We start from the raw sequence: 26,566 nt of genomic DNA on the forward strand, positions 1-26,566 counted from the left end.
CCTGGTAATGGGTTCGCTACGGGACTCCGGGCTCTGCCACGCCCCTTGGCAGGGTCTGGCATGGCCACTGCTACAGGAGAGGCACGCCCATCCCGAGGAGTCCTTTATGAGCAACGCTGGCAACGACTATCCCCTGAGCGAAGTCCCGCCCCACGCCCGCAAGGGGTTGGCCTCCCTGGCCATGGTGCTGCTGGGCTTCACCTTCTTCACCGCCACCATGTTCGCCGGCGGCAAGCTGGGGGTGGCCTTCGGTTTCGCCGACCTGCTGCTGGTGATCGCCCTGGGTAATCTGCTCTTGGGACTCTACGCCGCGGCCCTCGGCCATATCGCCTGTCGCAGCGGCCTCAATTCGGTGCTGATGGGGCGCTTCGCCTTCGGCGAACGCGGCAGCAAGCTGTGCGACCTCATCCTCGGCTTCACCCAGATCGGCTGGTACGCCTGGGGTACGGCCACCGCTGCCGTGGTGCTGGGCAAGTACTTCGGCCTGGAGCAGGGCGCGGTGCTGGCGCTGATGGCGGTGTTCGGCCTGGGCTTCTGCGCCACCGCCTACATCGGCTATCGGGGCCTGGAGATCCTTTCCTGGATCGCCGTGCCGGCCATGGCGCTGCTGCTGATCCTGTCCATGAGCGTGACCACCGCCAAGGCCGGCGGCCTGGCCGGCCTGCTGGCGATCCAGCCCAGCGCCAGCCTGGACCTCTCCACCGCCATCACGCTGGTGTTCGGCACCTTCGTCAGCGGCGCCACCCAGGCCACCAACTGGACGCGCTTCGCCCGCTCCACCCGGGTGGCGGTGCTGGCCAGCCTGATCGGGTTCTTCATCGGCAACGGCCTGATGGTGCTGATCGGCGCCTATGGCGCCATCGTCTACCAGCAGCCGGACGTGGTGGAGGTGCTGATGCTGCAGGGCTTCGCCACCGCTGCCCTGGCGATGCTGCTGCTCAACATCTGGAGCACCCAGGACAACACCATCTACAACTTCGCCGTGGCCGGCTGCAACCTGGTGCGCACCAGCCGCCGCAAGACGGTGACCCTGGCCGGCGCCCTGATCGGCACCGCCCTGGCGGTGCTGGGCATGTACGACCTGCTGGTGCCCTATCTGGTACTGCTCGGCACCGTGATCCCGCCGATCGGCGGGGTGATCGTCGCCGACTTCTGGCTGCGCCACCATGGCCGCTACCCGCTCCTCGCCGAGGCCCGCCTGCCGCACTACAACTGGCCGGGCCTGGCCGCCTATGGGCTGGGCACCCTGGCCGCCTTCGGTTCACCCTGGGTCGCGCCCCTGGTAGGCATCGGGGTGGCGGCGCTCGGCTATGGCGTGTTCAATGGGCTGAGTCGCGGTCGCCGTGCCGCCGCCCCCGCTTCGCTCTAGGAGATCGACCATGCGCATCCTCAACGCCCGCCTGCGTGACCGCGAAGGCCTCCATGACATCCGCCTGGAAGGCGGACGCATCGCCGCCATCGCCGAGCAGCTCATGCCTCCCGCGGTGGGGCCGGACGACATCGACGCCGCCGGCAACCTGGTGGTGCCGCCCTTCGTCGAGCCGCACATCCACCTCGACGCCACCCTGACCGCCGGCGAGCCGCGCTGGAACATGAGCGGCACCCTGTTCGAAGGCATCGAATGCTGGGGCGAGCGCAAGGCCACCATCACCCAGGAAGACACCAAGACCCGCGCCACGCGCACCATCCGCGCCCTGGCCGCCCACGGCATCCAGCACGTACGCACCCATGTCGACGTCACCGATCCGTCCCTGGCCGCGCTCAAGGCCATGCTGGAGGTGCGCGAGGAAACCCGTCACCTGATCGATCTGCAGATCGTCGCCTTTCCCCAGGAGGGCATCGAGTCCTTCAGGAACGGGCGCGAGCTGATGGAGGAGTCGATCCGCCTGGGCGCCGATGTGGTCGGCGGCATCCCGCACTTCGAATACACCCGCGACCAGGGGGTGAGCTCGGTGAAATTCCTCATGGACCTGGCCGAGCGCACCGGCTGCCTGGTGGACGTCCATTGCGACGAGACCGACGATCCCCACTCGCGCTTCCTTGAGGTGCTGGCCGAAGAGGCGCGCAGCCGCGGCATGGGCTCGCGGGTCACCGCCAGCCACACCACCGCCATGGGCTCCTACGACAACGCCTACTGCGCCAAGCTGTTCCGCCTGCTGACCCACGCCGGCATCAATTTCATCTCCTGCCCGACCGAGAGCATCCACCTGCAAGGCCGCTTCGACAGCTTCCCCAAGCGCCGCGGCGTGACCCGGGTCAACGAGTTGCTGGAAGCCGGCCTCAACGTCTGCTTCGCCCAGGATTCCATCGTCGATCCCTGGTATCCGCTGGGCAACGGCAACATCCTGCGCGTGCTGGAAGCGGGGCTGCACATCTGCCACATGCTCGGCTATCGCAACCTGCAATCGGCGCTGGACCTGGTCACGGTCAACAGCGCCAAGGCGCTGTGCCTGGGCGACCGCTACGGCCTGGAGGAGGGGCGGCCAGCCAACCTGCTGGTGCTCTCCGCCGACAGCGATTACGAAATGGTCCGCAGCCAGGGCCTGCCGCTGTATTCCATCCGTAACGGCAAGGTGCTGATGCAGCGCCGCCCGGCCCAGGTGGCGCTGGCGGATCAGTAGCGGATGGCGGTCAGGGCGGCCGGGCGATGCGGACGGGCGGGTGCCGGTCGCTTGCGATTTCTCAGGACTGGCAAGGACCTGATGCCCACTCGGACAGGGCCCCCTCTTCCTCTGGGAGAGGGCTGGGGGTGAGGGCAGGCGCCATGCCGAAGTCCCAGTGGAAAGGGCTGCGCCGTTTTCCAGGCTACGGCGCCGGATTTACGTAGGCGCGGCCGCGGTTACCGTAGGTTGGGTTGAGACGGCGCTATGGTCGAAGCCCAACGGTGCGGTGTTGGCGCTCAACCCAACCTACGCCGAACTGGCTACCGCCCGCTTTCCGCGAAATCCCGTAGTGCGGCACCGTCCAGGCGATAGCGCACCCATTCGCTCTGGGCCTGGGCGCCCAGGCTTTCGTAGAAGTCGATGGCCGGGGTGTTCCAGTCCAGCACGCTCCATTCCAGGCGGCCGCAGTCATTGGCTACCGCCTCCCGAGCCAGTTCGCGCAGCAGCCCCTTGCCCAGGCCGGTGCCGCGGGCGATCGGGCTCACATAGAGGTCTTCCAGGTAGATGCCGTTGCGGCCCAGCCAAGTGGAATAGCTGTAGAAATACACGGCATAGCCCACCACCGCGCCTTCGTGCTCCGCAACCAGTGCACGGGTCGGGGTGTCGACGGCGAACAGCGTGGCCTCGATCTGCGCCGGACTGGCCAGCACCTCGTGGACGGCCTTTTCGTAGTCGGCCAGCTCGACGATCAGGGCATGGATACGGGCGGCGTCCTCGCGGCGGGCAGGGCGGATCTGGAGCGTCATGGGGGTTCCTTGGCTAGGTCGCTGGAGCGCCGGCGACCTCAGGAGGTGGCCGTCACCCGATTGGCGGACCCGGCCAGCATGGCGGCGACCTGCGCGGCCAGCTGGTCCAGGGTGAAGGGCTTGGTCATGAGCTCCATGTTACCACCCAGGAAGGCCGTCCTACTGAGCGCGCCCTCGGCGTAGCCGGTGAGGAACAGCACCGGCAGCCGTGGTCTGAGCTGCTGGATCACCTCCGCCAGCTGGCGCCCATTCAGGCCCGGCAGGCCGACATCGGTTACCAGCAGGTTCAACTCGGGGATCTGCTCCAGCAGGCGCAGCGCGATCTTGCCTTCGGCCGCGCTCCAGACTCGATAGCCCAACGCTTCCAGCGCCTCCTGGTTGACCAGGCGGACGGCGTCGTCGTCTTCCACCAGCAGGATGGTTTCGCCAGCGCCCTGGGTGAATTCCGCAGGCGTGGATCGGTTCGGCTCGGCTATCTGCTCCACCGTCGGCAGATAGACGCGAACCCGGGTGCCGCACTCGTCGCTGACGATGGTCAGGCGGCCGTTGCTCTGCCGGGCGAAGCCATACACCATCGACAGGCCCAGCCCCGTGCCCTGACCTTGCGGCTTGGTGGTGAAGAAGGGTTCGAGCACCTTGCCCAGCAGCCGCTCCGGGATGCCGGTCCCGGTGTCCCGGACCTCGATGCAGACATAGTCTCCCGGAGCCAGGGCATCGTCCTCGGTCCCCTGTTCGGTAACGGCGACCAGGGACGTCGCCAGGGTGATGACCCCGCCGTCCGGCATGGCATCGCGGGCGTTGATCACCAGGTTGAGAAGGGCGTTCTCCAGCTGATTGGCGTCGGCCAGGATCCAGGGCAGGTCATCGGCAAGGACCAGGGTCACCGCGATCTGCTCGCTCACCGTGCGTTGCAGCAGTTCCTGCAGCGCCAGGATCAGTTCGTTGGCGGACATGGGCCGGGATTCCAGCGATTGCCGGCGCGAGAAGGCCAGTAATCGCTGGGTGAGCGATGCTGCCCGATGCGCCGACTGCTGCGCCGCATCCATGTAACGCTCCAGGCCTTCCAGCTGGCGCTTGCCCTTGAGTCTCATCAGATCCAGCGCGCCCAGTACGCCGGTCAGCATGTTGTTGAAGTCATGGGCGATACCGCCCGTGAGCTGGCCGACCGCTTCCATCTTCAACGACTGGCGGAGCTGCTCTTCGGCGCGACCGCGCTCGGTGGTTTCCCGTTGCAACTCGCTCAAGGTATGGGCGAGGGTGCGCGTTCGTTCCGCCACCTGGGATTCCAGTTCTTCGTTGAAGCGCCGCAATGCCAGTTCCGCGCGCTTTTCCTCGCTGATGTCGGCAATCATTGTCGTCGCGCCGATGACCCGCTGAGCCTCGTCGTGCAAGGGCACCGCGCTGACGCGTAGCCAGGACTCCTCGCCCGCGTCGTTGGAGTGATAGAAGTCCTGTCCCTTCACCCGCTCGCCCCGCAAGGCCCGCGCCCCCGGGAACTGATCGGGTGGTAGCAATTGACCGGCAGTGTCGAGAGCGGCCCAGCGTAGCGCCTCCTCAGGGTGTCGCGACGGAATCTGGCGGCCGGACACATGCTGGTCATAGAAGGGGTTGCTGACCAGAGTGCGGCCTTCACCGTCCATGAAGCACACCCCGACTGGCAGGTTTTCCAGCAGCGTCTGCATGCGCTCGCGCTCCTGGGCGAGTTCGGCGAGGCGATCGCGCATATCGAACTGGCGCAAGCGTGAGCGCCATGCGGCCGCGACGCTGCTCAGCAGGGAAGCCCCACTCAGAGGCCGTTCCAGGATGACCAGATTGGTCGCCGCCGCAGGCAACTGACGGCGCAGGAGATCATTGCCCCGTCCCGAACGCTTGGAATCGGACGCCAGCAGCACCAGCGGAATGTCCGACCAGGTCGGCTGCCGTTCCAGTGCCCCGGCCAGGGATCTCATGTCCTGGCGCAGAGCCTCTTCGGTGAAGACGATGATCCCGATGTCGTCGCCAAGCGTCGCCGCCACCTCGTCCAGGGTGGACAGATAACGGGTGTGGTAGCCCTGGGTAAAGAGCCGCTGCAGGCTGGCTGCGTCACCTCTCAAGGGCGCGCAGATGATGAGTTCGCAGGACGGCACTGCGTTCTTTGTCAATCGCGCTCTTCCATCAGGGGCTGTTTGGCACCGAAATACTCCGGCGTGCCGGTCAGTACGCCGCGGAAGTCCACCAGGGGTTTGCCGACCCGAATGCCCTGGGTGTCGATGCGCAATTCCCTGATCGCGTCCTCGTGACCGCCCCCGCGGTGCTTGAGGATGGAAATGGCCTTGCGTAGGCGCCCCTGCGCCTCGAAGAAGCGGATCAGCACCACGGTGTCGGCGATATAGGAGATGTCGAGACTGGAGGTCATCGAGCCGACGAGCCCGTGCTGGGGATTGATGAGAAAGGTCACCACCCCGGACTGGCTCAGGTACGAGAGCAGTTCGTGCATCTGCAGGATCAGCTGCTGTTCCTGCGGCATGGCAGCCAGGTAACCGTTGAGGCTGTCCAACACCAGCATTCGGCAGCCGTCCTCCTCGACATCCCGCCGCACGCGCCAGGCGAACTCGCCCGGAGACAGCTCGGCGGGATCGATCTGGTGGACCACCAGCAGCCCCTCCTGGATATAGCGCAGCAGCGGCATGCCCATGCTGTCCGCGCGCTTGAGCAGGGTGCCGATGCGCTCGTCGAACTCATAGACGGCGCACTTCTCGCCCCGCGCGCAGGCGGCCATCACATACTGCAGGGCCAGGGTTGTCTTGCCGGCACCGGCCGGGCCAGTGATCAGAGTGCTGGTGCCCCGCAGCGGCCCGCCGTGCAGCAGGGCGTCCATATCGGCGATGTTGCTGGGCACGGGTTCGCCGGCAAAATCCTGGTAGCGCCCTGCCGCGATCATGCGCGGATAGACCTCTAGCCCGCCACGGCGGATGGTGAAGTCATGATAGCCGGCGACGAAGTCCACGCCGCGCAGCTTCTGGATCTGTAGGCGACGGCGGGCGGCACCGAATTCCAGCGTCAGCCGCTCCAGGGTCAAGACGCCGTGGCAGAGGCTGTGCAGGTGATTGTCCCGTTCGCCGCCGCTGGTGGTCAGGTCGTCCACCAGCAGAACGGTGAGGCCACGCCCGGCAAAGAATTGCTTGAGCGCCAATACCTGGCGCCGATAGCGTAGCGGGTCCTGAGCGAGCAGGCGCATCTCGGACAGGCTGTCGAATACCAGGCGACGAGGCTTGAGCTCATCCACGCGAGCCTGGATCAGCCCTATGGTGTCACCCAGCTCGGACTCCCAGGGGTGCAGGATGGTTTGCTCCTGCGCACCGCCCAGTACCGCATCGGCGGCCGACAGTTCGAAAAGATGCACGCCGTCCAGGCTCCAGCCATGGGACTCGGCCACGCTCTGCAGCTCTTCCCCGGTCTCCGACAGCGTGATGTAGAGCACCGACTCGCCCTGGCGCACGCCTTCGAAGAGAAACTGCAGGCCCAGCGTGGTCTTGCCCGAGCCCGGAGTGCCCTCGAGCAGATAGAGCCGATCTTTCGGCAAGCCACCGCGCAGTACCGCGTCCAGGCCGGGATTGCCTGTCGCGATAATTGACGGGCTAGGAAAACTCATGGGTGACCGGACCTCGCGGCGAAGGGAACGAAAGAGGACAGCAAGCCCGCCGCGCAGATGGCTTCCCAGCAGACGTTGGGACGACGGTGTAGGCAACTGATGGAAGTGCGCCGGAAGACGGCGGTACAGGAAGTCGAAGGCACCTGTCGCCCCGACATTATCGTCAGTCTAATCGCGTCGCTTGCCTCGGGCCACTCCGGCGGTAGCGTTCGACGCGCCGCCGGTGCTTCCCGGTGCTCTAACGGCACATCGTGGTGTCTAGGCGATGCCGTTCGGTCCGTCCAGCACCCGGCGTACCTTGCGCGCCAGATCATTGGGGATATAGGGCTTGGAGATGACCTCGAACTCCGAACCGCCGATGTCGGTGCGCTCCAGGGAGTTCTCGGCGTACCCGGTGGTGAGCAGCACCTTGATCGGAGGATGCAGCCGCTTCACCTCCCGTGCCAGCATCACCCCGTTCATGCCGCCGGGCATGATCAGATCGGTGAAAAGTAGATCGAACGGCTGCTCGCTCTCGCGCAGTACCCGCAAGGCTTCACTGGCATTGAAGGCGATCTGCGCGGTGTAGCCGTAGTCCTCCAGCACCAGCTTGGCCAACTCGGCGACGTCTGGACGATCTTCCACCACCAGGATGCGCTCCGTGCCGCTGCGCCGCTCCGAGCGTTGCTCCGCCTGCTGATGGGTGATGTGGCTGTCGTCCACCGGGAAGTAGAGGCGCAGCGTGGTACCGACGTCCTCTTCCGAATAGATGCGCACCGTGCCACCGGACTGCTTGGCGAAGCCATAGACCATCGATAGCCCCAGCCCCGAGCCTTTGCCTTCTTCCTTGGTGGTGAAGAAGGGGTCCATCACCCGGTCCCGGATACTGGCCGGCATGCCATGACCGTTGTCGGTGATCGCCAGGCTGACATAACGGCCGGGCATCAGCCCGTCGTACGACATGCTGGCCAACTCGCGTACCTCGACGTTGCGCGTTTCAATGCCCACGCTGGGCTGCGGGCAATCCACCAGGGCGTCCCGGGCGTTGATCAGGATGTTGAGGAGCGCCACCTCGGCCTGGGTGGGGTCGATCCGGCAATTCCACAGCTCAGGATCCAATTGGGTGCGGATCTCCACATCGCCCAGGGTACGCTCGGCCAGCTCATGAGCGCCGCGGACGAGGTTGTTCAGATTGAGCACCCGGCCTTCGAGCTTCTGTTTGCGCGAAAAAGCCAATAGCTGCTGGGTGAGGGTGCTGGCGCGTTCGGCCGCCGACTTGGCATGGGTCGCGCTGCGCACGATGCGCTCCTGATCGAGGCTGGGCCTCTCCGCGGTGCGGTGGATGATGTCGATGTAGCCCATCATCACCTGCAGCAGGTTGTTGAAGTCATGGGCGATGCCGCCGGTGAGCTGACCGAGCGCCTCCATCTTCTGCGCCTGACGCAGGGCATCCTCGGCGTCGCGCCGCCGGCTGACATCCAGCTGAGACGCGAAATAGTAGGTCAATTCACCCGCATCGTTGTAGACCGGCGAGACGAACAGCGCGTTCCAGAAGGTCGAGCCGTCCTTGCGATAGTTGATGATCTCCACCGAGAGCTCGCGCTCCTGCTCCACCGCCTCACGAACCTGGGCGACCACCGAGCGATCCGTCTCCGGCCCCTGCAGGAAACGGCAGTTGCGCCCCAGCAGCTCATCCACCCGGTAGCCGGTCATGTCGGTAAAGGCATTGTTGGCGAAGAGGATCGGATTGTCCGGCTGCTTGGGGTCGGTGATCAGCATCGGCATCCGCGTGGTTTCCACGGCGGCGAAGAAGATGTTCTTGCCCTCGTGCGAGACATCGCTCGTCGCGGAATTGTCGACCCGCGCCTTGCGGGGTGGGTGCTTCTGGCTCACGGGGGGAATCCTTGCGCAGGCAAAATGGGCAGCTTGCCCCTCAGACAGCCAAGCGGTGGAAAAACTTCATTTGTCCCCCGTATGAGGCCGCCTGGCATCGCCTTTTCCGGGGTTGACAGCCAGGGGTGGCGCGGCCTTGACGGCAATTTGCCAGCGTACCGCTCACCTGCCTCAGGTGACCGTTAGGTAAGTTTCGGGAGAACCTCTTCGACCTCAGCTGTCTGACCTGCCATGAAGCCGAGAAGCCCTGAAATACAAAGACAAATTCTTGTTCTGGAAGATGATCCGGGGCAGCGCGAACTGCTGATCGAAATCCTCACCGAACAGGGCTTGGACGTCGTGGCGGTGGCTTCCAGCGACGAGGCCTTGGCCCACATGGACACCCGCGGCAGCGACACCAAGATGGTCATCGCCGACGTGAACGTGCCGGGCATGCTGGACGGCCTGGCGTTCGCCCAGTTGGCCGCGGTGAGCTGGCCCACGGTGCCCTTCATCATCATCTCCGGCTACATCGACCAGGATCTCGCCATCCTGCCGCGCCGCGCCGCCTTCCTGCCCAAGCCCTGGAGCGTGGCCGACCTCAGCCAGTTGGTCGAGAACCTGCTGCCGCGTCGCTAGCGACCTGTTTCCTGGGGTGGAGGGGCTTGCCGATGCCTGACTCCCCAGGTCTTGCCATCCTTTCTTTCGTCCCCCGAATAGACACGCTCGTCGGCCGCGACCGGTCGCGACTGGCCAAATGATATGACGTCCGTCGGCATGCCTGGCTTGCAGGGAACCAAATGCGCTGAACGCTATCAATGTGCCATCTATTCCCGACTGGCAAGGAGCGCTTCATGGACGCAGTCATCACCCAGATTTCTCAGATCACCGATTGGGAATTTCTCATTGCGCTGGAGCGCAGCCTGGAAAGCCGCGGTCGCCTCGAGCAGGCGGCCAGGGAAGCCCTCGACCGCCAGGGCAATCTGCTCTCGCGCCGCTACCTGCTGCAGAAGGGCAAGCTCGGCAACGGCCCCTTCAGCCCGGTGGAAAACGAGATTCTCGACGTCCTGGCCACGGCCACGGCCGCCCTGCGCCGCAGCCGCCGACTGCCCCATAACATCGTCAAGAGCCTGCGCGCCGGAGGCCTGATCGAGGCTGTCGAGCGCAACGTCTGCCACGCCGGCGCCCTGCAGTGCCGTACCGACTTCGAGGCCGACGGCATTCCCCGCGGTACTCTGGAGCGCATCGTCGATCGCAATCCCCAGGCCTTCGAGCTGGAAGCCCGCCGCGCCGCCGCTCGCTACATCGCCGACCAGGAACCCGCCTTCCGCGCCGCCGGCTGAGCCTCGGCATGGCCGCCTGCGGGCGGCCATCGCGGTACGAGGGCAGGCTGATCGTCGTCCTGGGCCCGTGCTACCGTTTCGAAGCCCCAAGCCGAAACGAGCCCTGCCATGCCCCTCGCCGACAACCTGCTGGCCTTCACCCTGGCCGCGTCCCTGCTCACCATCACCCCGGGTCTCGATACCGCGCTGATCCTGCGCACCGCTGCAGTAGAAGGGCACGTCCAGGCCTGGCGCGCGGCCCTGGGGATCAATGCCGGCTGCCTGCTCTGGGGCGCCGCCGTGGCCTTCGGCCTAGGTGCGCTGCTGGCGGTCTCGGAACTGGCCTATACGCTGCTCAAGTACTGCGGCGCCGCCTACCTCTGCTGGCTCGGCCTCAACCTGCTGTTGCGTCCCCGTACGGCCATCGCCCCAGCGACAGGCGAGGGCGGCACAGGCTCCAACTGGTTTCTCAAGGGCCTGCTGGGCAATGCCCTCAATCCCAAGGTCGGCATCTTCTATGTGTCCTTCCTGCCCCAGTTCATTCCCCGGGGCCAGCCCCTGGTCGCCTGGACCTTCGGCCTGGTCGCCATCCATGTGGCGCTGGGCCTGCTCTGGTCCCTGACCCTGATCGGCGCCACCCGCACCCTGGGCGAAACCCTGCGCAAGGCCGCGGTGATCCGCTGGCTGGATCGGGCGACGGGCGTGGTCTTTCTGCTGTTCGCCGCCAAGCTGGCGGTGAGTCGCCGGTAGAGAGGGAGAGGGCGGGGGACAAAGCCAAACGCCAGAAACGACAAGGCCCGCACTAGGCGGGCCTTGGGTGATCCTTGCGGATCAGATTGGTCGGAGCGACTGGATTCGAACCAGCGACCTTCTCGTCCCGAACGAGACGCGCTACCAAGCTGCGCTACGCTCCGTAATGGATGGCGCGCATTCTACCTAAAACTCATGCAAGCACAAGGGGTTAGGTAAAAAAATCGCGCCGGGCAGGAATCAGAGCTCCTTAATGGTGCGAACCTGGTCCTTGTTGATGCGGGTCGGCTTGCCGTCGAGCTGCTTGAACGTATAGAAGCCGGAGTCGTCATCGTACTTCGGCGTGTCGGTGGCCTGGATCTCGCGACCATCGTTGAGGGTGATGACGCTGGGGGTGGAGCAGCCGGCGAGCAGGGCGCTGGCGACGACCAGCAGGGCGGCGGGGAGCAGGTGCTTGTTCATGTGACGGTCTCCTTTCTTGGCAACCAAGCGGGCTTAGGACCGCGGGTGCCGGTCCGAGTTCGTCCCGGAACCGGTGGGTCACGTCCCTTGAGCTGGCGGATCGCTGGGGTCAGACCGCGCTTTCCAGCGCGGAGGGATCGTTGAAGTTGGCCAGACGGACATCGTCTTCGGCGAACTCCACGGCGGTCAGGCCCAGCGGTAGCAGGGCGCCACGCGGACTGCGTTCGCCGTCCGCCCAGGCCTGGCGCAGTGCCGGCAGCAGGCGTCGGGGCAGGGCGCTGAACAGCGGTTGCCAATAGCCACCCTGGCGCGCCATCACCGGGCCCGCGGTCGCCTGGGCCGCGGTGAGCAGCTGGAGGGCGAGGGCGGGGTCGATCCGCGGCGCATCGCAGGGCAGCAGCAGCACCCAGTCATGCCGCGCCACGGCGAGCCCGGCGAGGAGGCCAGCCAGGGGGCCGGGAAAGTCCGGTTGGTCATCGGCCACCAGTCGATCGGCCCACTGGGCATAACGTGGCCCATTGCGGTTGCAGGAGATCACCAGGTCATCGGTCAGCGCCCGTACCGCGGCCTGCACCTGGGCCACCAGCGGCTGGCCCTGCCATTCCACCAGGCCCTTGTCGCGCCCGCCCATGCGCTGGCCGCGACCGCCGGCCAGGATGAGGATGGAAGAGGGCAACAGTGGCATGCAGGAGGCCTCGGGCTTTCGGATGCGGGGATCGGGCGTCCATCCTAGCCGGTTTCGCCGCTGGCGGCCGGCCAAGGCAGGGTTTATCCGGGCGGGACGGCTGGGCTAGACTCGAGCGCGCCCCGTGCAAAGGGGCGTGTTAGACACCTTTGATCCCCTCCGCCTGTTGGAGGCGAGTCCCCGCCCAGAAGGAGTTTGCAAACGATGAAGACGATGCTGCTTGCCGTCCTGGCCCTGGCTGCCTTGCCCGCCCTTGGCGCGGGCGGTGGCGAACCCCCTTCGGTCAAGGTCACCTTTGGCAAGCCGACCGTCCGGCAGAAGCTGTTCTACGAGAAGCTCTACGAGAAGAAGCCCTACCCCGATGCCACCCTCTATTACTGCAGCAATGGCGTCTACAAGATCATCTCGCCCGGCGAGGAGCACTACGGCGTCTACGTGGTGCACGGCAAGCTGACCGACGACCAGTACCAGGTGGACTTCATCTCCCTGCCGTCCGCGGACTGGGGCGGCAAGACAGCCCGGCATTTCCTCACGTTCGATCGCAAGGCCGGCACCTTCACCCAGCAAGCGACCTGGGAAGAAGACCCGAACATCGCCCCGCAATACGGCCGCTTCAGCCAGGATGCCAACGACATCGCCGATCCGCGTCCCATCAGGTGGGAGACTCACGCCGAAGGCGAACAGCGCCAGCGCTAGGTCATGACAACGGCGCGCTCGCGGTTGAAGGGGCGTCGGCTTTTCCTCTAGGCTGTGACGATGCAGCCTTCTCGGACCTTCACGTCGACCGGGGTCGACGGTGATCCTCACTGTCGGAGCGGCCACCTCCCGGCCGCTGCCAGTCCGACGCTCGCCCCAAGCGGGAAACCCGCTGCCCGTCCAGCGGTCTTCCGCTGCGCCCTTTCCTTCGCACTCTTCGGAAACCCAAGCAGATGAGCCATAAAGCCGAGGCGGTTTTCGTACCGCTGAACATCGCTGTCCTGACGGTCAGCGACACCCGCACCTTCGAGACCGACACCTCGGGTCAGCTGTTCGTCGACCGCCTGGAGGCCGCCGGCCACTTCCTCGCCGACCGCGTGCTGCTCAAGGATGACCTCTACAAGATCCGCGCCCAGGTCGCCCACTGGATCGCCGAAGACCAGGTGCAGGTGGTGCTCATTACCGGCGGCACCGGTTTCACCGGTCGCGACAGCACCCCGGAAGCCGTCGCCTGCCTGCTGGACAAGCAGGTGGATGGCTTCGGCGAGCTGTTCCGCCAGATCTCCGTGGCCGACATCGGCACCTCCACCGTACAGTCCCGTGCGCTGGCCGGCCTCGCCAATGGCACCCTGGTCTGCTGCCTGCCAGGTTCGACCAACGCCTGCCGTACCGCCTGGGACGGCATCCTCGCCGAGCAGCTGGACAACCGTCATCGTCCCTGCAACTTCGTGCCGCATCTCAAGCAGGCCGAGCCCTGCGGGCCGCGCGGATGAGCCTGCTGTCGCTGGAAGAGGCCCTGGCCCGACTGCTGGCCATGGCGGCCGAAGACGGTCCCTTGCCCCATGAGCAGGTGGCCCTGGAGAACGCCGACGGGCGCATCCTGGCCGCGCCCCTGGTGGCCGATCTGGATCTGCCGCCCTGGGACAACAGTGCCATGGACGGCTATGCCCTGCGCCTGGATGACTGGCAGGGCGAGCCGCTGCAGGTCTCCCAGCGCATCTTCGCCGGTCAGGCACCGGCGCCGCTGGAGCCGGGCACCTGTGCCCGCATCTTCACCGGCGCGCCGGTTCCGGCGGGTGCCGACTGCGTGGAGATGCAGGAAAACACCGAGGTGCTGGACGACGGCCGGGTCCGCTTCGTCGAGCAACTGCGGCCGGGCCGCAACATCCGTCGGCGCGGCAACGAGGTCAAGGTCGGTGACGAGGTCCTGTCGGCCGGGACGGCCCTGGGCCCGGCGGAGCTGGGCGTCGCCGCGTCCCTCGGCCGCGCCCGGCTGAACGTCTTTCGCCGGCTCAAGGTCGCGGTGCTGTCCACCGGCGATGAACTCGTGGCGCCCGGACAACCGCTCGGGCCGGGGCAGATCTACAACAGCAATCGCGCCCTGCTCATCAGCTGGCTGCGGCGGCTGGGTTGCGAGGTGTCGGACCAGGGCATCCTGCCGGACGATCTCGCCGAGACCCGCCAGCGGCTGGGCGCGCTGCAGGCCGATCTGATCCTGTCCACGGGCGGTGTCTCGGTGGGTGAGGCCGACTATCTGGGTCAGGCCCTGCGCGAGGAGGGCGAGCTGACCCTGTGGAAGCTGGCGCTCAAGCCGGGCAAGCCGCTGACCTGTGGGCGCTTCCGCGGCATCCCGCTGATCGGCCTGCCGGGCAATCCCGCCTCGACCCTGGTGACCTTCGGCCTGCTGGCGCGACCCTATCTGCTGCGCCGGGCCGGCAAGATCGACGTGGCGCCGCTGAGCGTCGAGGTGCCGGCCGGCTTCGATTGGCCGCGTGCCGGGGCACGCCGTGAATACCAGCGTGCGCGCCTGGAGAATGGCCGGGCGGTACCCCATCGCAACCAGGGCTCCAATGTGCTGCAGACCGCGGCCTGGGCCCATGGCCTGGTGGAGATCCGCGAGGACCGCACCTTCGCCGTCGGTGATCCGGTGCGTTTCATTCCCCTCGCGGAATTGCTCAAGGCGTAGCCAACCGGTGGTCAGGACTGAACGTGGCCGTTGGGCCACAGTCCTAGTCTCCAGATTCGCTCGCCGGGCTCTGCCCGGTACCTGACGCGGCATCTCGCCGCGTAGCGCCAACCTTGGACGACAGACATGACGACGACAGGCACCCTGGCTGACGCAGCCCTGGTCATTCTCAATGGCAAGGAAACCGGTAACGAGGACGTTCGGGAGGCCATTCTCGAACGGCGTGCCGCCGGTCATCGCATCGATGTGCGGGTGACCTGGGAGGAAGACGACGCCGCGCGCTTCGTCGAGCAGGCCACCCGCGAGGGCTACGGCACGCTGGTGGCGGCCGGTGGCGACGGCACCCTGCGCGCCGTGGCCGAAGCCATGGCGCAGAATCACAGCCAGGCACGCCTCGGCCTGCTGCCGCTAGGCACCGCCAACGATTTCGCCCGGGCGGCCGGTGTGCCGGTGGAGCCCGCGGCGGCCCTGGCGCTGCTGGATGGGCCGGCCAGTGCCATCGATCTGGTCGAAGCGGAAGGTCAACTGTTCCTCAACATGGCCACCGGCGGCTTCGGCTCCCAGGTCACCGCCAACACCCCCGGCGAACTCAAGCGCCTGCTGGGGGGCGCGGCCTACCTGCTCACCGGCCTGACCCGCTTCGCCGAGGTGCATTCGGCCCACGGTCGCTTCCGCGGTCCCGGCTTCGAATGGGAAGGCGAATTCCTCGCCCTGGGCATCGGCAACGGTCGCCAGGCCGGCGGTGGCCATGTGCTCTGTCCCACCGCCGTGGTAAACGATGGCCTGCTCGATGTGGGCATCCTGCCGGCGTCCCAGGACGTGCTCGGCACCCTCGGCGAATTCCTCAGCAAGGGCTTCAGCACCGAGGAGATGTTCGTTCGCGCCCGCCTGCCCTGGCTAGAGCTGGAAGCCGACGAAGGCCTGGACATGAACCTCGATGGCGAACCGGTCAAGCGCGACCGGGTGAGATTCGAGGTGCGTCCGGGTATCCTGCAGGTCTGTCTACCGGTGGATTCGCCCCTGCTGGGCGCGACCGCCGGCACCCTGGCCGAACCGGCGGCGACGTCCTGAGCAGGCGCCTGCGGAGGTAACGTTGGAGCTACTGATCAATGCGGGAATCGTGCTGGCCACCGTGGCCGGCATGGAAGCCTTCGCCTGGTGGTCGCACAAGTACATCATGCATGGCTGGGGGTGGGGCTGGCATGAATCCCACCACCGCCCGCGTACCGGCTGGTTCGAGAAGAACGACCTCTATGCGGTGGTCTTCGCCGGCCTGGCGATCCTGCTGATCGCCCTGGGCAATGCCGGCTATTGGCGCCTGCAGTGGATCGGTGCCGGCATGACCCTCTATGGCCTGCTGTACTTCATCGCCCACGATGGCCTGGTGCACCAGCGCTGGCCGTTTCGCTACATCCCGCGCACCGGCTATCTGAAGCGGCTCTACCAGGCGCATCGCATGCACCATGCGGTGGACGGCAAGGACGGCTGCGTGTCCTTCGGTTTCCTGCTGGCGCCCACCACCCAGCAGCTCAAGCAGCAGTTGCGCGAGATCCACGGCGGTGCGCTTGATTCCTCGCGCGAACGTAAGGCGCGGGATCAGCAGGAAGGCGCGGACTAGGCGGGAGAGGGGAGCGCCCCCTGGGAGGCGCTAACCGGGGTCAGGCGACGGCGGGGGTGTCGTAGGCGGCGAACAGCGAGTGGGCGTACTGGCTGCGCTCGCTCTCGTTGCGCAGCAGATCGATGAATTCCTTCGCCGGGGGATTCAGCGTACCCGCTTCGGCGGCGGTGACCACCTGGGCCTGCTCACCGGCCGCCAGTTCGGCGAAACCGTTCCCCAGGCGCTCGGTGCAATAGCTGTCTACCACGGCCAGGCCGTCACGCAGCAGATCGCGCAGGTTGGCGCCCTGCTGGACCTGGGCCTGCTCGTCGAAGGGATCGACGATATTGGAGCGATCGCCGTGGGCGTAGGGGGTCAGCATGTGGCGGTCGATGAACTCGGGCAGCCGGGCATCGGCCTGCTCGCTGTCGGCCTGCAGGTGAGCGCAGAGGGCGACCAGGGTCCGCCACTGGGTGGCGTTGAAGAATTCGGGCTTGTAACCGGACTGCGCGTTAGCGGAAAGGCCAAGGGCAAGTAGTGACGAGGAGGCAGCGAAGCGATCGTGTGAAACAGCCGTTTCCGTCTTGTGCATGTGCAAATCCCATACTCGTAGGCTGACTACCGGATGCAGCGCTCTGGCTCAGGCATCCATCCATCCGCGGCCCACCAGGGGTCGCTTTAATCCGACCCGTTTATCGCATAAAAGTTTGAGTGTGGGCAGCCCCAAGATGCGCACAAATGTGACCGAAGCGCGATCGCTGGCGTCAGCGCCGCGGCCGGGTCCAGAGTTCGTTCGGGCGTGGCTCGTCGCGCTGGTGCCGCGAGAGCATGGCGCGGGCGGCGCCACGGCAGACCAGGCGCAGCTTGTCGGCGGTACTGGTGCTGACGCGTTGGTCCCAGGCGTGGGCGCCCAAATGCAGCACCTGTATGCCGATCTCGCGATAGACACCGCGGGCGGTGGCGATGGCCCAGGCCGAGCGCAGGGGCAGGGCGGCGATACCCTGGCGTGCCGAGTCGTAGTAGGGCTCGGCCAGGCGCACCAGGCGCTCGGCCAGCTGGGCGACGGCTTCGCGATGGCGTGGCTCGGCCAGTTCGTCCGCCGGCACACCGAGTTCGTCGAGCCATAGCCGCGGCAGGTAGAGGCGGCCGATGCGGGCGTCCTCGACGATGTCGCGGGCGATGTTGGTGAGCTGGAAAGCCATGCCCAGGTCACAGGCACGATCCAGGGTCTCTTCGTCTTCGGCGCCCATGATGCGCGCCATCATCACCCCGACCACGCCGGCGACGTGGTAGCAGTACTCCAGGGTGTCTTCCAGCTCCACATAGACGCGCTCCTCGACGTCCATGCGAAAACCGGCGAGGTGATCCAGCGGCAGCGCCAGGGGAATGCCGTGACGCCTGACCACTCGCTGGAAGGCGGCGAAGGCGGGATCCTGCAGCGGCTCATCGCCGTAGGCGGCACGGGTCAGCCGTTCTAGTTCGGCCAGGCGGTCCCGCCCGGCGCGGCGGTCGCCCTCGACCTGACCATGGCCCAGTTCCTGGCCATCGATGACGTCGTCGCAATGGCGGCACCAGGCATAGAGCAGCACGGCGCTTTCGCGGGTCTCGGGGGCGAACAGCTTGGCGGCCGCGGCAAAGCTCTTGGAACCGACGGCGATGCTCTGCTCGGCATGGTCGACGACGTCATGGGTGGCTGGCATGGCTAACCGTGCTCCTCGAGGATGACGCTGGCGGTGGCCTTGGCCGAACCGACCACGCCCGGAACGCCGGCCCCGGGATGGGTGCCCGCGCCGACCAGGTAGAGGTTGGGGATGACACTATCGCGATTGTGCGGCCGGAACCAGGCGCTCTGGGTGAGGATGGGCTCCAGGGAGAAGGCCGAGCCGAGGTGGGCATTGAGTTCCTGGCGGAAATCGGCCGGGGTGAAGATGCGCGAGGTGACCAGGTGCTCGCGCAGGCCGGGCATGTAGCGCTCTTCCAGGTAGGCGAGGATCTTGTCGCGCAGGCGCGGGCCTTCCACGCTCCAGTCGACGTCGGCATTGCCCAGGTGCGGCACCGGCGCCAGCACGTAGTGGGAGCTGTGCCCGGGCGGCGCCAGCGACGGATCGGTGACGCAGGGCGAGTGCAGGTAGAGCGAGAAGTCGTCCGGCACGCCCGGGCCCTTGAACAGTTCGTCGATCAGGCCGCGATAGCGCTGGCCGAAGCAGACCATGTGGTGTTCGAGGCCCACCGGTGGCTGGCTCAGGCCGAAATGGATGACGAACAGCGACATGCTGTGTCTCTTGCGCTTGAGGCGATTGCCCTCGACCACGCCATGGGTGTGGTGACCGAGCAGCTTGCGATAGGTGTGCACCACGTCGGCGTTGGAGGCCACCAGATCGGCCTCGAGCTGGCTGCCGTCGGCCAGGCAGACGCCCGTGGCGCGATTGCCTTCGGTGAGGATGCGTTCCACCGGCGCATTCAGGCGCACTTCGCCGCCGAGGTCGGTGAAGAGCTTCAGCAGGCCCAGGACCAGCTGATGGGTACCGCCCTTGGCGAACCAGACGCCCCACTTGCGTTCCAGCGCATGGATCAGGGCATAGATCGAGGAGGTGGCGAAGGGATTGCCGCCTACCAGCAGGGTATGGAAGGACAGCGCCTGGCGCAGCTTCTCGCTCTTCACGAAGCGCGACACCTGGGTGTAGACGCTGCGCCAGGCAGTGAGCTTGGCCAGCTTGGGACCCGCGGCGAGCATGTCGCCGACCTTGAGGAAGGGCTTGGTGCCGAGGCGGATATAACCCTCTTCGAACACCGCCTGGGAATAGGCCAGGAAGCGCTGGTAGCCGGCCACGTCGTCCGGTTCCAGGGCGTGGATCTGCTCGTCCAGCCGGGCCTGGTCGTTGACGTAGTCGAAGCGGGTGCCGTCTTCCCAGCACAGCTGGTAGAAGGGGCTGACCGGCAAGAGCTCCACATAGTCGCTCATCTGCCGGCCGCTCAGGGCGAACAGCTCTTCCAGCGCCGAGGGATCGGTGAGGACGGTGGGGCCGGCATCGAAGGTGAAGCCTGCCTCCTCATAGACGTAGGCACGGCCGCCGGGCTTGTCGCGGCCCTCGATCAGGGTGGTGGCGATGCCGGCCGACTGCAGGCGGATCGCCAGGGCGATACCGCCGAAGCCGGCGCCGATGACGATGGCCCGCTTGGGCACGTTACCTTGGGTCATGGTGCTTCCTTGGACTGAGGAGGGCGAGCCAGCGCGGCATCCAGGGCCGGTTTCAGCGGTACCGGCGGTTTGCCGGAGAGGATACGCAGCCGATCGAAGGCGGTGAGGCGGCCGGCGTAGAAGCGCTGGATCAGCGGTTCCCCGAGGCCGTAGAACCTTTGCATGACGCGCACCCGATGCTCGGGGCGGCCGGCGAGAAAGAGCATGCGATTGAGCAGGCGGAAGAAGCCCTGGCCCTGCCAGCGGCCCTGGGCGTACTGCCGCAGGCTGTCGCGCAGCACGGCGCTGGAGGTGAAGGGCTGGGCGGCCAGGTGCTCCGCCAGGCGGACGGCCTCGGGCAGCGAATAACCGGTGGTGGGGTGGAACAGGCCCGCGGCCAGGCCGATGGGCGCGCCTGCGGTGACGTTGTCCCAATAGCGGTCGAGGTCGCCGCCCAGGGTGATGGGCAGCACGCCCTGTTCTTCGCGCAGCACCTCGGCGATCTCCCAGCCCTGCTGCTCGGCATAGTCGGCCAGGTGCTGGCGCAGGCGCTCGACCGGGAGGCTTTCGCCATCGGCATAGTAGGTGTCTTCGATCAGCAGCCGGTCGGGCGCCAGTGGCAGGCTGTAGACGAAGCGATAGCCGTCCAGCTGATCGACGGTGGCGTCCATCACGATGGGTTCGGCCAGGCCGTGGCGGCGAACGAGGCGCACCTCCTGGCCGAGGAATTTCTGATAGCCGAGCCAGAGCGCCGGATCGGGTCGTGGTCCGCGGGCGTCGATCACCGCGCCGGCGGCCAGGGTGTAGCCACCGGCGAATACAACCCCATCGTCCTGCAGGCGCAGCACCTCGCGTCCCAGCAGCAGGCGCTCTGCCGGTAGCCGGGCGCTCAGCACCTCATGGAAGCGTTCGGCGCTGATGCTGGCGTAGCCGCTGCCGAGTTGCCGCTGGCGCTTGGGGAAGCGCACCTCGTAGCCGGGCCAGCGGTGGGCGACCAGGGGCGCGATCCAGGCGTGCTGCGGCGCGGTGAGATCCGGCTCGTGGAACGACCAGGTGTGGTTGCCGCCCAGCCGCGGACCGGCTTCCACCAGGCGCCAGTCCAGCTCCGGACGGGTTTGGGCCAGGCGCAGGGCTAGCAGGCCGCCGGCCAGGCCGCCGCCGACGATCAGCAGGTCAGGACGCACGCGCGAGTCCTCGTCGGGCCAGGCCATCCACCAGGCGGGCGGCAGCCGCGACACCGCCGGCCGCCTGGGTAATGGGCACGAAGCGTTCGGCTGCCCGGCGATAGCCGGGGTCGGCCAGCACGGCGCCCAGGGCCTGGGTCAGGCGGGCCCTGCTGGCCAGGCGCGGTGCCAGGCAGATGCCGGCGCCGACCCGTTCCAGACGCCGGGCGATGCCCGGCTGGTCGAACACCATGGGCAGGGCGAGCATGGGTTTGCCGGCCCCCAGGGCGTCCAGCACGGTGTTGAAGCCACCATGGGTGATGACCGCGTCGGCGCGGGCGATGGCTGCCTCCTGGGGCGCGAAGTCCGTGACCCAGGTGGCGCCGTCGTCCAGCAGACGGCGTTCGGCACCGGCATCCAGACGTCCGCAGTGGGCGATCAGCACCTGGACGTCGAGTTGGCGACAGGCCTGGGCGATGCGGCGGAACAGGGGTAGCCGGCCACCCTGCAGGGTGCCGAAGGAGGCGAAGACGAAGGGCCGGCCTGGATCGATCTCCAGTTCCAGCCGTCGCTCACGCACCACCGGCGAACGCAGCGGCCCGACCTCGTGGAAATGCGGCGGCGGGGCGCGACGCGGAAAGTCGAAGCCTGGCAGGCACTGGCTCAGCTGCAGATGGGGCGAGAAGCAGTCGTCGAGGGTCCGCCGGTCGCCGAGGCCAAAGGCCTGGGCCTGGCGCTGGATGACCTTGCCCTGGCCGCGCATCATCAGGTCGAACACCTGGGTGGCGCCCTGGACGATCTGCCGCTCCCGCTCGGTGGCGGGATAGGCGAAGGGCAGGGTGGGCAGCGGCAGATGGGGCTCGCGATTCATCGGCACGGCGCAGGCCAGCGACGCATAGGGCAGGCCCAGGTGCTCGCCGAGCAGTCCACCGGCCGGTTCCATCTGGTCGGCGATCAGGCAGTCGACACCCAGGTCACGCAAGGCGGTCGGGCCTTCGCGGCAGAGCAGTTCGGTGTTGCGCGCCATGTCGGCGATCACCCCGAACACCGACCAGGGCTTGCTGCTGGCGGTACGCGCCAGCAGCGGCGCCAGGCTGCCGCGCGGGTGGCTGGTCGCGCCCAGGGCCTGGAAATGGATACCCGCCGGCAGCGCACGATCGCCCACCTCCACCTGGTGCAGCAGGGTGACGCGGTGGCCGAGCGCGACCAGCGCCTCGCCCAGCACCAGATGGGTGGACAGGTGGCTAGGAAGCGGCGGCGAGATCAGGGCGACATGCATGGCGGCGTCCGGTCGGGTGTCGGCCACTATGGGCACCGCAGCGGCGCGGCGTCCAGCAGCTCAGCCTGGCGCAAGCCGGCCAGATCCGCCGAGCCGGTGCAGAAGCAGGCGATGCGCAGCTGTTCGATCACCACCTGGAAATGCGCGATCACCGCCTCGGTGGATTCGGTGGCGCCTGGCAGGGCCGCAGCGGCTTGGCCGGCCAGGTCCGCGCCGAGGCGGATGGCCTTGGCCACGTCGATGCCGTCGCGGATGCCGCCCGAGGCGATCACCGTCGCCCGCGGGCAGGCGGCACGTACCTGGCGCAGGCTCTCGGCGGTGGGGATGCCCCAGTCGGTGAAGGCGCGGGCGATGGCGCGCTGCTGCTCGTCGCGGGCGCGTTCGGCTTCCACCGCTGCCCAACTGGTGCCGCCGGTTCCGGCGACATCGAGCACCGCTACCCCTGCCTCCAGCAGCTGTGTAGCGACCCGGCCCGACAGGCCGGCGCCGACTTCCTTGACGACGACGGGCACGGGCAGTTGTGTAACCAGATTTTCCAGCGCTATGAGAATGCCACGCCAGCGGCGATCGCCCCCGGCCTGTACGGCTTCCTGCAGGGGATTGAGATGCACGATCAGGGCGTCTGCCTCGATCATTTCCACCGCACGCCGGGCTTCGTCGATGCCGTAGCCGGCCACCAGCTGCGCGGCGCCGAAATTGGCCAGCAGCGGCACGTCCGGCGCCAGGCGACGCAATTCGCCGGTCAGGCCCTGGTCGCCACCCTGCTGCAGGGCGATGCGCTGGGAGCCGACCGCCAGGGCGATACCCAGGGCCTGGGCCGCCTCGGCGAGATGACGATTGATCAGCGCGGCGCGCTCTGGCCCGCCGGTCATGGAGCTGATCAGCAGCGGCGCCGCCAGGGGACGATCGAACAGGCGGGTGCCCAGGTCGATCTCGTCAAGATTTAGTTCGGGCAGGGCGCAGTGCGTGAAGCGGTAGGCGTCGAAGCCCGTGGTGACGACGCTACGGGCCTTGTGGGGATCCAGCACGATGTCCAGATGATCGTTCTTGCGGCTTGCCAGTTCCCAATCCACCATGTCTTCTAGAGTCCGCCCTGAATGACCTTTCGTCGGTCGTTGTGGTCTGGTAGGGGACGACGGGTTCGCTTAGCGAAGACCTAATCCACCGAGGTGCGACCGTTCGTCGGTTCCACATATGGAGTATCTCGACTCATGGCGACCGTATTAGTGCCGAACGCGACAGACAATTTTGCCGCTACGCTGCAGTGGCAGCGTACCCGTATCGACGAGCGTCTGGCAGTACTGTTACCGGCCGGTGGCGATCCGGTCGCCGCAGCGATCCGCAGTGGGGTCATGGCACCAGGCAAGCGGCTGCGTCCGCTGCTGATGGTGCTGGCGGCCGAGGACTTGGGCCAATCCGACGAAGCCGTCCTCGATCTGGGCTGCGCCGTGGAAATGGTGCACGCCGCGTCGTTGTTCCTCGACGACATGCCCTGCATGGACGATGCCCGCCTGCGCCGCGGTCGCCCGACCCTGCACGTCGAGTTCGGCGAAGACGTCGCCATGCTGGCCGCGGTGGCCCTGCTCAGTCATGCCCTGCGCCTGGTCGCGGGCCTGGCAGGGGTGCCGGCGGAAACCCGTACCCAGATGGTCTGCCAACTGGCCGATGCGGTCGGCACCGCCGGTCTGGTGTGCGGCCAGTACCATGACCTGCACGGCGGTCGCCAGGCGCGTCCGGCCGACGCCATCGCCCTGACCAACCAGCTCAAGACCGGGGCGCTGTTTTCGGCGGCCATGGGCATGGCCGGAGTCGCCCTGATTACCACTGCAGCGCAGCGCGAGGCCTTCCAGGTCTTCGCCTGCCAGCTCGGCCTGGCCTTCCAGTTGCTCGACGATCTCGACGACGGCAAGGGCCTGGGCAAGGACGCCGGCAAGGATGGCGACAAGTCCACCCTGGTCAGCCTGCTCGGCCGCGACTACGCTCAACGCCAGTTACAAAGTCACCTCAAGCAGGCCCGCGAGGCTCTGGCCCAGGCCGATTGCGCCGATGGCGCCCTGGCCGGCCTGCTGGATATCGTCTTTCGTCCGCGTTAGGGCGAATTACTGGGCATCCCGCCCTCTAATCTCTCGATAGCCTTGTTTCCCTGTGAGGAGTCCTGAGATGTCGAAGTGGAAAATTGCTTACAGCAACGTTGACGGCAATACCTCGGTGGTCACCACCGACGCCGACCAGAAACCGGACATGGAGCGCGTTGCCCAGATCGTTCGTGACGATGCCCTGGAAGAGTACGACGACAGCGAGGTCCCACGGGATTACGACGAACCCACGGTAGCCCTGCTGGAGCGCCACGGCATCACCATCACCGGGATCACCGAGGAAGGCTGATCGCCCGGGTATCTGGCTCTAGCGCAAGGGCCAGATACCGCCATCCCCGACCACGAAGATTCGCCGCACCGGATCGGGCGCCAGCAGGTGCCCGCCGGTGAAGTCGCCAAAGGCCGGCAGGATCAGCACCTCGTCATTCTCCAGGCAGAAACAGGGCAGGCGCAGGGCCTGGCGCCCACGTCCCTGCAGGCGAAACGCCGGATGGATGTGGCCGGCCAGCACCGGCAGGCGCGGGTGTGGATCGGGTTCGTGCTGCAGCGACAGACCATCCAGTTCCAACGGTTCACCCACCACATCGATGCCCAGGGCGGCGGGGGGATCTCCCGCACGACGATCGTGGTTGCCGCGGATCAACAGGAGCCGCAGATGGGCCTGGTGTTCCCGCCAGCGCTCCAGGGTGTCCAGGGTCAGGGGCGCGCGGGATTCCGGGGCGTGCAGGAAGTCACCGAGAAAGATGATCTCCTGGCAGTCGTAGCGAGCCAGCAGGCTGTCCAGTCGGGCGATGTTGCCCGCGGTGGTGCCATGGGGCACCGGTTGGCCCAGGGCCCGGAAGGCCGCCGCCTTGCCGAAGTGGATATCCGCCACCAGCAACGCCCGGCGTGCCGGCCAGTAGATGGCCTTTTCCGCGAGCAGCCAGAGTTCGACACCGGCGAGGATGAGGGAGTGATAGGCAGGCATGGGGTCTCCAGAAAACGCTTCCTGCTCTGATGGCAGCCAGGTGGCAGGGTTCAGCAGTGTCCCGTCTTGGGCAGCAGCGGCGCCTGGTTGAGCTGATCTGCGACCGCCTTCATCGGGGTATCTGTAGGAACTGTCTTGACCGGGCTATCGCGGCCATGGGGCGCTCCTGCAGTTAGCCTGAGCGGTCGCAGCGGCGGACCGCCATGGGCGCGATCCGCTGGGACGGTAGAGCCTATGACCACCATTGAGCCAGGCCAGGTGCACCGTCGCCGGCAGCCCGGTAAACTGGCGGTTCACTAGAGTCCGGAGCGACCCATGTCGACATCCTTCGCCCAGATGCTGGAAAACATCACCCCCGATATCTACGAGGGCCTGAAGATGGCCGTGGAGATCGGCAAGTGGCCGGACGGCCGCAAACTCAGTCGTGACCAGGTCGAGCTCTGTCTGCAGGCGGTAATCGCCTACGAGGCCAAGCACCTGCCGGAAGACCAGCGGACCGGCTACATGGGTCCCCAGGAGTGCGCCTCCAAGTCGGTACCCATCGAGAACATCCTGTTCAAGTCCGACGCCATTCACTGATCGTCCGCGCCTTACCCGACGAGGTGCCCTTCGCGAGAAGAGGCACCTCGCGTCTTTTAGAAATCGAGAATCTTCCTACCGTGATGACCGAACTGGGCCGTGGCGCCCTGCGCAAGATGGCCGTGACCCTGGCCGACCCCGTCAACTATGCCTTTCGCCTCAATGAGCGCGAGGTGCCGGTCAATCCGCTGATCGGTCGCCGCGTACGGCTCGAATACCTGGGTGCCATCCATTGCTCCCATTGCGGCCGCAAGACCCGCAAGAGCTTCAGCCAGGGCTACTGCTATCCCTGCTTCACCGCCCTTGCCCAGTGCGACAGCTGCATCGTCAGTCCCGAGAAGTGCCACTACGAACACGGCACCTGCCGCCAGCCGGAGTGGGGCGAGGCCCATTGCATGGTGCCCCACATCGTCTACCTGGCCAATTCCTCGGGCCTCAAGGTGGGCATCACCCGCGCTACCCAACTGCCCACCCGCTGGATCGACCAGGGCGCCTACCAGGCGCTGCCGATCCTGAGGGTCGCCACCCGCCAGCAATCCGGTCTGGTGGAGGACGTGCTGCGCAGCCAGGTGGGCGATCGCACCAACTGGCGGGCGATGCTCAAGGGTATGGCCGCCCCGGAAGACCTGGTCGCGGTGCGCGAGCGCATCTTCGATGCCTGCGCCCAGGGCCTGGACGATCTCCAGGGTCGCTTCGGCCTGCAGGCGATCCAGCCGGTGGTCGACATGGCGCCCATCGAGATCCATTATCCGGTGACGGTCTATCCCACCAAGGTGGTCAGCCACGACCTGGAAAAGACCCCCGTGGTGGAAGGCACGCTGCTGGGCATCAAGGGTCAATACCTGATGTTCGACACCGGCGTGATCAACATTCGCAAGTACACGGCCTATCAGCTGGCCGTGTCCGCCTCCGCAGCAGAGATGTAAGGACGTAAG

The 26,566-nt window shown here is 66.9% G+C and carries 27 protein-coding genes and 1 tRNA gene; 14 read left to right on the forward strand and 14 right to left on the reverse strand.

Annotated features, from left to right (window positions below; all coding sequences use genetic code 11):
• Positions 1 to 106: 106 nt before the first annotated feature.
• The gene (gene codB, locus RCF34_RS10195; RefSeq protein ID WP_308708051.1) at positions 107 to 1,369 is read left to right on the forward strand and encodes a cytosine permease; all 1,263 of its coding nucleotides are present in this window, start codon (positions 107 to 109) and stop codon (positions 1,367 to 1,369) included.
• A gap of 10 nt (positions 1,370 to 1,379) precedes the next feature.
• Positions 1,380 to 2,621: a cytosine deaminase gene (gene codA / locus RCF34_RS10200; protein WP_308708052.1), complete on the forward strand. Its 1,242-nt coding sequence runs from the start codon at positions 1,380 to 1,382 to the stop codon at positions 2,619 to 2,621.
• 302 nt (positions 2,622 to 2,923) lie between these two features.
• Here codA and RCF34_RS10205 read toward each other — a convergent pair whose 3' ends face one another.
• The 4 genes from RCF34_RS10205 to RCF34_RS10220 all read right to left on the reverse strand — a co-directional run bounded on the left by RCF34_RS10205 (position 2,924) and on the right by RCF34_RS10220 (position 8,912).
• Complete coding sequence (locus RCF34_RS10205) at positions 2,924 to 3,409, reverse strand: GNAT family N-acetyltransferase (RefSeq protein ID WP_308708053.1); 486 nt, start codon at positions 3,407 to 3,409, stop codon at positions 2,924 to 2,926.
• 38 nt (positions 3,410 to 3,447) lie between these two features.
• On the reverse strand, positions 3,448 to 5,550 hold the full coding sequence (locus RCF34_RS10210; protein ID WP_308708054.1) for an ATP-binding protein: 2,103 nt from the start codon (positions 5,548 to 5,550) through the stop codon (positions 3,448 to 3,450).
• Positions 5,547 to 7,040, reverse strand: a complete 1,494-nt coding sequence (locus RCF34_RS10215; RefSeq protein WP_308708055.1) for an ATPase domain-containing protein — start codon at positions 7,038 to 7,040, stop codon at positions 5,547 to 5,549. Before RCF34_RS10215 ends, RCF34_RS10210 begins: the two co-directional genes overlap by 4 nt.
• 258 nt (positions 7,041 to 7,298) lie before the next feature.
• Positions 7,299 to 8,912: a hybrid sensor histidine kinase/response regulator gene (locus RCF34_RS10220; RefSeq protein WP_308708056.1), complete on the reverse strand. Its 1,614-nt coding sequence runs from the start codon at positions 8,910 to 8,912 to the stop codon at positions 7,299 to 7,301.
• Positions 8,913 to 9,143: 231 nt separating this feature from the next.
• On the opposite strand from RCF34_RS10220, the gene RCF34_RS10225 reads away from it, so the two are divergent.
• The 3 genes from RCF34_RS10225 to RCF34_RS10235 all read left to right on the forward strand — a co-directional run bounded on the left by RCF34_RS10225 (position 9,144) and on the right by RCF34_RS10235 (position 10,963).
• Positions 9,144 to 9,530, forward strand: coding sequence for a response regulator (locus tag RCF34_RS10225; RefSeq protein WP_308708057.1), 387 nt, complete (start codon positions 9,144 to 9,146; stop codon positions 9,528 to 9,530).
• 215 nt (positions 9,531 to 9,745) lie between these two features.
• On the forward strand, positions 9,746 to 10,234 hold the full coding sequence (locus RCF34_RS10230) for a hypothetical protein (RefSeq protein ID WP_308708058.1): 489 nt from the start codon (positions 9,746 to 9,748) through the stop codon (positions 10,232 to 10,234).
• A 108-nt stretch (positions 10,235 to 10,342) separates the two neighbouring features.
• The gene (locus tag RCF34_RS10235) at positions 10,343 to 10,963 is read left to right on the forward strand and encodes a LysE family translocator (protein WP_308708059.1); all 621 of its coding nucleotides are present in this window, start codon (positions 10,343 to 10,345) and stop codon (positions 10,961 to 10,963) included.
• Between the two features lie 87 nt (positions 10,964 to 11,050).
• Here the strand turns inward: RCF34_RS10235 and RCF34_RS10240 are convergent.
• The 3 genes from RCF34_RS10240 to mobA form a co-directional block, all read right to left on the reverse strand.
• A tRNA-Pro gene (locus RCF34_RS10240) sits at positions 11,051 to 11,127 on the reverse strand.
• Positions 11,128 to 11,203: 76 nt separating this feature from the next.
• Positions 11,204 to 11,425, reverse strand: coding sequence for a YgdI/YgdR family lipoprotein (locus tag RCF34_RS10245; protein ID WP_059314378.1), 222 nt, complete (start codon positions 11,423 to 11,425; stop codon positions 11,204 to 11,206).
• Between the two features lie 109 nt (positions 11,426 to 11,534).
• Positions 11,535 to 12,110: a molybdenum cofactor guanylyltransferase MobA gene (mobA, locus tag RCF34_RS10250; protein WP_308708060.1), complete on the reverse strand. Its 576-nt coding sequence runs from the start codon at positions 12,108 to 12,110 to the stop codon at positions 11,535 to 11,537.
• 204 nt (positions 12,111 to 12,314) lie between these two features.
• On the opposite strand from mobA, the gene RCF34_RS10255 reads away from it, so the two are divergent.
• From RCF34_RS10255 to RCF34_RS10275, 5 genes are all read left to right on the forward strand, one after another.
• Complete coding sequence (locus RCF34_RS10255; RefSeq protein ID WP_308708061.1) at positions 12,315 to 12,806, forward strand: hypothetical protein; 492 nt, start codon at positions 12,315 to 12,317, stop codon at positions 12,804 to 12,806.
• A gap of 233 nt (positions 12,807 to 13,039) precedes the next feature.
• Positions 13,040 to 13,579: a molybdenum cofactor biosynthesis protein B gene (moaB, locus tag RCF34_RS10260; RefSeq protein ID WP_133859462.1), complete on the forward strand. Its 540-nt coding sequence runs from the start codon at positions 13,040 to 13,042 to the stop codon at positions 13,577 to 13,579.
• Complete coding sequence (gene glp / locus RCF34_RS10265) at positions 13,576 to 14,772, forward strand: gephyrin-like molybdotransferase Glp (protein WP_308708062.1); 1,197 nt, start codon at positions 13,576 to 13,578, stop codon at positions 14,770 to 14,772. Before moaB ends, glp begins: the two co-directional genes overlap by 4 nt.
• A gap of 126 nt (positions 14,773 to 14,898) precedes the next feature.
• Positions 14,899 to 15,843 carry a lipid kinase YegS gene (gene yegS, locus RCF34_RS10270; protein ID WP_308708063.1) on the forward strand — a complete coding sequence of 315 codons (945 nt, stop codon included), beginning with the start codon at positions 14,899 to 14,901 and terminating at the stop codon, positions 15,841 to 15,843.
• A 22-nt stretch (positions 15,844 to 15,865) separates the two neighbouring features.
• Positions 15,866 to 16,390 carry a sterol desaturase family protein gene (locus RCF34_RS10275; protein ID WP_308708064.1) on the forward strand — a complete coding sequence of 175 codons (525 nt, stop codon included), beginning with the start codon at positions 15,866 to 15,868 and terminating at the stop codon, positions 16,388 to 16,390.
• Between the two features lie 40 nt (positions 16,391 to 16,430).
• Here the strand turns inward: RCF34_RS10275 and RCF34_RS10280 are convergent, their stop codons facing one another.
• From RCF34_RS10280 to fni, 6 genes are all read right to left on the reverse strand, one after another.
• Positions 16,431 to 16,961, reverse strand: a complete 531-nt coding sequence (locus RCF34_RS10280; RefSeq protein WP_308708065.1) for a gluconate 2-dehydrogenase subunit 3 family protein — start codon at positions 16,959 to 16,961, stop codon at positions 16,431 to 16,433.
• 172 nt (positions 16,962 to 17,133) lie between these two features.
• On the reverse strand, positions 17,134 to 18,069 hold the full coding sequence (locus RCF34_RS10285) for a phytoene/squalene synthase family protein (protein WP_308708066.1): 936 nt from the start codon (positions 18,067 to 18,069) through the stop codon (positions 17,134 to 17,136).
• 2 nt (positions 18,070 to 18,071) lie between these two features.
• Positions 18,072 to 19,568 carry a phytoene desaturase gene (locus tag RCF34_RS10290; protein ID WP_308708067.1) on the reverse strand — a complete coding sequence of 499 codons (1,497 nt, stop codon included), beginning with the start codon at positions 19,566 to 19,568 and terminating at the stop codon, positions 18,072 to 18,074.
• Positions 19,565 to 20,758 carry a lycopene beta-cyclase CrtY gene (crtY, locus tag RCF34_RS10295; protein ID WP_308708266.1) on the reverse strand — a complete coding sequence of 398 codons (1,194 nt, stop codon included), beginning with the start codon at positions 20,756 to 20,758 and terminating at the stop codon, positions 19,565 to 19,567. Before crtY ends, RCF34_RS10290 begins: the two co-directional genes overlap by 4 nt.
• Positions 20,721 to 22,016, reverse strand: coding sequence for a glycosyltransferase (locus RCF34_RS10300; protein WP_308708068.1), 1,296 nt, complete (start codon positions 22,014 to 22,016; stop codon positions 20,721 to 20,723). The genes crtY and RCF34_RS10300 overlap by 38 nt, the downstream gene beginning before the upstream one ends.
• On the reverse strand, positions 22,016 to 23,065 hold the full coding sequence (gene fni, locus RCF34_RS10305) for a type 2 isopentenyl-diphosphate Delta-isomerase (RefSeq protein WP_308708069.1): 1,050 nt from the start codon (positions 23,063 to 23,065) through the stop codon (positions 22,016 to 22,018). The genes RCF34_RS10300 and fni overlap by 1 nt, the downstream gene beginning before the upstream one ends.
• Before the next feature lie 135 nt (positions 23,066 to 23,200).
• On the opposite strand from fni, the gene RCF34_RS10310 reads away from it, so the two are divergent.
• Together RCF34_RS10310 and RCF34_RS10315 are read left to right on the forward strand one after the other, a co-directional pair.
• Positions 23,201 to 24,082 (forward strand): polyprenyl synthetase family protein, encoded by an 882-nt coding sequence (locus tag RCF34_RS10310; protein ID WP_308708070.1) that lies wholly within the window; start codon positions 23,201 to 23,203, stop codon positions 24,080 to 24,082.
• Positions 24,083 to 24,149: 67 nt separating this feature from the next.
• Positions 24,150 to 24,374, forward strand: a complete 225-nt coding sequence (locus tag RCF34_RS10315; RefSeq protein WP_027602825.1) for a hypothetical protein — start codon at positions 24,150 to 24,152, stop codon at positions 24,372 to 24,374.
• An 18-nt stretch (positions 24,375 to 24,392) separates the two neighbouring features.
• On the opposite strand, the gene pdeM is transcribed toward RCF34_RS10315, so the two are convergent.
• Positions 24,393 to 25,052 carry a ligase-associated DNA damage response endonuclease PdeM gene (pdeM, locus tag RCF34_RS10320; RefSeq protein WP_308708071.1) on the reverse strand — a complete coding sequence of 220 codons (660 nt, stop codon included), beginning with the start codon at positions 25,050 to 25,052 and terminating at the stop codon, positions 24,393 to 24,395.
• A 315-nt stretch (positions 25,053 to 25,367) separates the two neighbouring features.
• Here pdeM and RCF34_RS10325 point away from each other — a divergent pair, with 315 nt between their 5' ends.
• Together RCF34_RS10325 and RCF34_RS10330 are read left to right on the forward strand one after the other, a co-directional pair.
• The gene (locus tag RCF34_RS10325) at positions 25,368 to 25,631 is read left to right on the forward strand and encodes a DUF1315 family protein (protein WP_308708072.1); all 264 of its coding nucleotides are present in this window, start codon (positions 25,368 to 25,370) and stop codon (positions 25,629 to 25,631) included.
• An 83-nt stretch (positions 25,632 to 25,714) separates the two neighbouring features.
• Positions 25,715 to 26,557, forward strand: coding sequence for a DUF2797 domain-containing protein (locus RCF34_RS10330; RefSeq protein WP_308708267.1), 843 nt, complete (start codon positions 25,715 to 25,717; stop codon positions 26,555 to 26,557).
• Positions 26,558 to 26,566 lie beyond the last annotated feature (9 nt).

Origin of the sequence: Pseudomonas sp. 102515 (genome assembly GCF_031085165.1) — a bacterium.
GTDB lineage: Bacteria > Pseudomonadota > Gammaproteobacteria > Pseudomonadales > Pseudomonadaceae > Chryseomonas.

Excerpts from the sequence above, each read along its gene's own strand:
- RCF34_RS10225 (WP_308708057.1), top strand. The coding sequence starts at position 9,144 with ATGAAGCCGAGAAGCCCTGAAATACAAAGACAAATTCTTGTTCTGGAA.
- RCF34_RS10215 (WP_308708055.1), bottom strand. The coding sequence starts at position 7,040 with ATGAGTTTTCCTAGCCCGTCAATTATCGCGACAGGCAATCCCGGCCTG.
- moaB (WP_133859462.1), top strand. The coding sequence starts at position 13,040 with ATGAGCCATAAAGCCGAGGCGGTTTTCGTACCGCTGAACATCGCTGTC.
- RCF34_RS10235 (WP_308708059.1), top strand. The coding sequence starts at position 10,343 with ATGCCCCTCGCCGACAACCTGCTGGCCTTCACCCTGGCCGCGTCCCTG.
- RCF34_RS10315 (WP_027602825.1), top strand. The coding sequence starts at position 24,150 with ATGTCGAAGTGGAAAATTGCTTACAGCAACGTTGACGGCAATACCTCG.
- codA (WP_308708052.1), top strand. The coding sequence starts at position 1,380 with ATGCGCATCCTCAACGCCCGCCTGCGTGACCGCGAAGGCCTCCATGAC.
- crtY (WP_308708266.1), bottom strand. The coding sequence starts at position 20,758 with ATGGCCTGGCCCGACGAGGACTCGCGCGTGCGTCCTGACCTGCTGATC.
- mobA (WP_308708060.1), bottom strand. The coding sequence starts at position 12,110 with ATGCCACTGTTGCCCTCTTCCATCCTCATCCTGGCCGGCGGTCGCGGC.
- RCF34_RS10255 (WP_308708061.1), top strand. The coding sequence starts at position 12,315 with ATGAAGACGATGCTGCTTGCCGTCCTGGCCCTGGCTGCCTTGCCCGCC.
- codB (WP_308708051.1), top strand. The coding sequence starts at position 107 with ATGAGCAACGCTGGCAACGACTATCCCCTGAGCGAAGTCCCGCCCCAC.
- pdeM (WP_308708071.1), bottom strand. The coding sequence starts at position 25,052 with ATGCCTGCCTATCACTCCCTCATCCTCGCCGGTGTCGAACTCTGGCTG.
- RCF34_RS10230 (WP_308708058.1), top strand. The coding sequence starts at position 9,746 with ATGGACGCAGTCATCACCCAGATTTCTCAGATCACCGATTGGGAATTT.
- RCF34_RS10310 (WP_308708070.1), top strand. The coding sequence starts at position 23,201 with ATGGCGACCGTATTAGTGCCGAACGCGACAGACAATTTTGCCGCTACG.
- RCF34_RS10290 (WP_308708067.1), bottom strand. The coding sequence starts at position 19,568 with ATGACCCAAGGTAACGTGCCCAAGCGGGCCATCGTCATCGGCGCCGGC.
- RCF34_RS10205 (WP_308708053.1), bottom strand. The coding sequence starts at position 3,409 with ATGACGCTCCAGATCCGCCCTGCCCGCCGCGAGGACGCCGCCCGTATC.
- RCF34_RS10285 (WP_308708066.1), bottom strand. The coding sequence starts at position 18,069 with ATGCCAGCCACCCATGACGTCGTCGACCATGCCGAGCAGAGCATCGCC.
- RCF34_RS10280 (WP_308708065.1), bottom strand. The coding sequence starts at position 16,961 with ATGCACAAGACGGAAACGGCTGTTTCACACGATCGCTTCGCTGCCTCC.
- RCF34_RS10245 (WP_059314378.1), bottom strand. The coding sequence starts at position 11,425 with ATGAACAAGCACCTGCTCCCCGCCGCCCTGCTGGTCGTCGCCAGCGCC.
- RCF34_RS10330 (WP_308708267.1), top strand. The coding sequence starts at position 25,715 with ATGACCGAACTGGGCCGTGGCGCCCTGCGCAAGATGGCCGTGACCCTG.
- fni (WP_308708069.1), bottom strand. The coding sequence starts at position 23,065 with ATGGTGGATTGGGAACTGGCAAGCCGCAAGAACGATCATCTGGACATC.
- RCF34_RS10325 (WP_308708072.1), top strand. The coding sequence starts at position 25,368 with ATGTCGACATCCTTCGCCCAGATGCTGGAAAACATCACCCCCGATATC.
- yegS (WP_308708063.1), top strand. The coding sequence starts at position 14,899 with ATGACGACGACAGGCACCCTGGCTGACGCAGCCCTGGTCATTCTCAAT.
- glp (WP_308708062.1), top strand. The coding sequence starts at position 13,576 with ATGAGCCTGCTGTCGCTGGAAGAGGCCCTGGCCCGACTGCTGGCCATG.